Annotated in this window: 3 protein-coding genes; 1 reads left to right on the forward strand and 2 read right to left on the reverse strand. The window is 58.0% G+C overall.

What is annotated here, in order from left to right; translation table 11 throughout:
- Positions 1-74 precede the first annotated feature (74 nt).
- Entirely contained in the window at positions 75-1,169 is a 1,095-nt protein-coding gene (asd, locus tag Q5H33_RS08355) for an aspartate-semialdehyde dehydrogenase (protein ID WP_034880125.1), read from the forward strand.
- A 244-nt stretch (positions 1,170-1,413) separates the two neighbouring features.
- Here asd and Q5H33_RS08360 read toward each other — a convergent pair whose 3' ends face one another.
- Complete coding sequence (locus Q5H33_RS08360) at positions 1,414-1,980, reverse strand: ACT domain-containing protein (RefSeq protein ID WP_034880126.1); 567 nt, start codon at positions 1,978-1,980, stop codon at positions 1,414-1,416.
- Between the two features lie 84 nt (positions 1,981-2,064).
- Positions 2,065-2,826, reverse strand: a complete 762-nt coding sequence (locus Q5H33_RS08365; RefSeq protein ID WP_004220300.1) for an aspartate kinase — start codon at positions 2,824-2,826, stop codon at positions 2,065-2,067.
- Positions 2,827-2,948: the final 122 nt, after the last annotated feature.

Consider the following 2,948-nt stretch of genomic DNA (forward strand, 5'->3'; position numbering starts at 1 on the left):
GTCGTTTGGGGCCGGCTGGTCGACCTCAAGCGTGAAATCATACGAAACCGTTCCAGCATAAGCGAGAGGTTGTTATGTCCGAAAAGATTAAGGTCGGCATTCTCGGAGCTACGGGCATGGTCGGACAGCGCTTCGTCACGCTGCTCGAAAACCATCCGTGGTTCGAATTGGTCACCCTTGCCGCATCCGCGCACAGCGCCGGCAAGACCTACGAAGAGGCCATCGGCGGTCGCTGGAAGATGGAAACGCCGATGCCGGAATTCGTGAAGAACATGGTCGTCAAGAACGTGGCCGACGTGGAAGACGTGGTCAAAAACGTCGATTTCGTGTTCTCCGCAGTGAACATGCCGAAGGCTGAGATTCGCACCATCGAAGAGGAATACGCGAAGACCGAAACGCCGGTCGTGTCGAACAACAGCGCCCACCGTTGGACTCCGGACGTGCCGATGGTCGTGCCGGAGATCAACCCGGAGCATTATGAGGTGATTGAACACCAGCGCAAGCGCCTCGGCACCACGCACGGCTTCATCGCCGTCAAGCCGAACTGCTCCATCCAGGCCTACACCCCGGCGCTCGCCGCTTGGAAGGAATTCGAGCCGCGCGAGGTTATCGTGAGCACCTATCAGGCCATCTCCGGCGCGGGCAAGACGTTCAACGACTGGCCGGAAATGGTGGGCAACATCATTCCGTTCATCTCCGGCGAAGAGGAGAAGTCCGAGAAGGAACCGCTGAAGGTGTTCGGCCGCGTCGATGAGGAAAAGGGCGAGATCGTGCCGTTCGACGGCCCGCTGAAGATCACCTCGCAGTGTATTCGCGTGCCTGTGCTCAACGGCCACACCGCCACCGTGTTCATCAACTTCGGCAAGAACCCGACCAAGGAAGAGCTCGTCGATCGCCTGGTCAACTACACGAGCAAGGCTTCCGAGCTTGGATTGCCGCATGCGCCGAAGCAGTTCATCCAGTACCTGACCGACGACGATCGCCCGCAGGTCAAGAAGGACGTGGACTACGAGGGTGGCATGGGTGTTTCCATCGGCCGTCTGCGCGAGGATTCCATTTTCGATTGGAAGTTCGTGGGGCTCGCTCACAATACTTTGCGCGGCGCTGCCGGCGGCGCTTTGGAAAGCGCCGAAATGCTGAAGGCACTCGGCTACATCACCAAGAAGTGATAACGATCTGCATATGTTCTGCAGTTACGCATGATCATGCATGATTGCACATGGTGATATCTGATTTCTGCAGAACATAATATTGCGGAGGATTGTTGATTATTCAGCAATCCTCCGCTTTTTCATTTGCAGATTATCTGAAAAAAATATCTGTAAAACAGATATGGGAATAAAAAAGACTTGGCTGAGACACCTCAAGCAATCCAGTCAAGTCTTTTTTCGATTGTTATTGCGCGGTATTGCGTCAGCGACCAGTACCGCCATACACCACGGCTTCCACCTGCTCGGCATCCAAGCCGTAGGCAGTGTGCAGCGCGCGGACGGCGTCCTGCAGCTGCTCGAGCGGGACCAGCGCGGCGATGCGGATTTCGGACGTGGAGATCATCAGCACATTCACGCCCTCGTCGCTCAGCGCGTTGAAGAACTTGGCAGCCAAGCCGGAGTGGGTCTTCATACCCACGCCCACCACGGCCACCTTGCCTACGTTGGCGTCGATGTCGAAGGACTGGTAGCCCAGCTCGTCCTGCTTCTCCTGCAACACATCCCGCACCTTGGCAGCGGCGGAACCCGGCACGGTGAAGGAAATATCGGCGGTGCCGGTGGAAGCGGAAGCCTGCACGATCATATCGACGTTCACGCCGGCCTCGGCCAGCAGCGTGAACACCTTGGCGGCCATGCCCGGCTCGTTCGGCACGCGGCGCACGGTGGCCAGCGATTCGGTGTTGTCGTGTGCGACGCCGGAAATGATCGGGACTTCCGGCCCCAGATCGGGGAACAGATCTCCCAAGGACTGGTTGTTGTTTTCGCTCATGTTCTTACCTTTGTTCGTAAAGTCTTGGTTTTCTTGCGATTGCCTGCGATGTCTCGCGATTGCCGAATGCGAATCTCAGATATCTCAGATGTTCGGCAATGTGCGCGGATCGACGTCTTCCGGCACGATCAGCGTGCCGCGACGGTGGGAGAAGGAGCTGCGCACATGCAACGGCATGTCGAATCGCTGCGCGTATTCCACGCAACGCAGGGCAAGCACCTTGGAGCCGCAGGAAGACATTTCCAGCATCGACTCGTAGTCGATGACGGGGATACGGCGTGCAGTCGGCACAATGCGCGGATCGGCGGTGAACACGCCATCGACGTCGGTGTAAATCTCGCATACGTCGGCGTCCAGCGCCACTGCCAAAGCCACTGCGGAGGTATCGGATCCACCTCGTCCGAGCGTGGTGGCGTCGCCACCCTCATTCACGCCCTGGAAGCCGGCCACGATGGCCACGGAACCCTTGTCGAGCGCACGACGCACGCGGTCAGGCTTCACGGCCTTGATATGCGCGGTACCGAACTGGGCGTCGGTCATGAAACCAGCCTGGGAGCCGGTGAAGGAGTAGGCGTGAGAGCCGGCCGCATGAATTGCCATTGCGAGCAAACTCATCGAAATACGCTCGCCTGCGGTCATCAGCATGTCCATCTCGCGCGCCGGCGGGTTGGAATCGATGCTGAGCGCCTGATCGATCAGGTCGTCGGTGGTGTCTCCCATGGCGGAGACCACGACGGCCACGTCATTGCCGGCGTTCTTCGTTTCGATGATGCGTCGGGCCACGCGCTTGATCGATTCTGGGTCGGCTACGGAAGAGCCGCCAAATTTCTGCACGATGAGAGCCACAACTTATCCAATCTTCTTCAATGTGTTGCCCGCCAACATACTAAGCAGGCTGGTCAATTATAGGAAAAATCCGATTTGTCAAGCCCCTGCACGCCCAACATGCGGAACAATATATGGGATCC

It is taken from the genome of uncultured Bifidobacterium sp. (genome assembly GCF_959020145.1).
Lineage (GTDB): Bacteria > Actinomycetota > Actinomycetes > Actinomycetales > Bifidobacteriaceae > Bifidobacterium.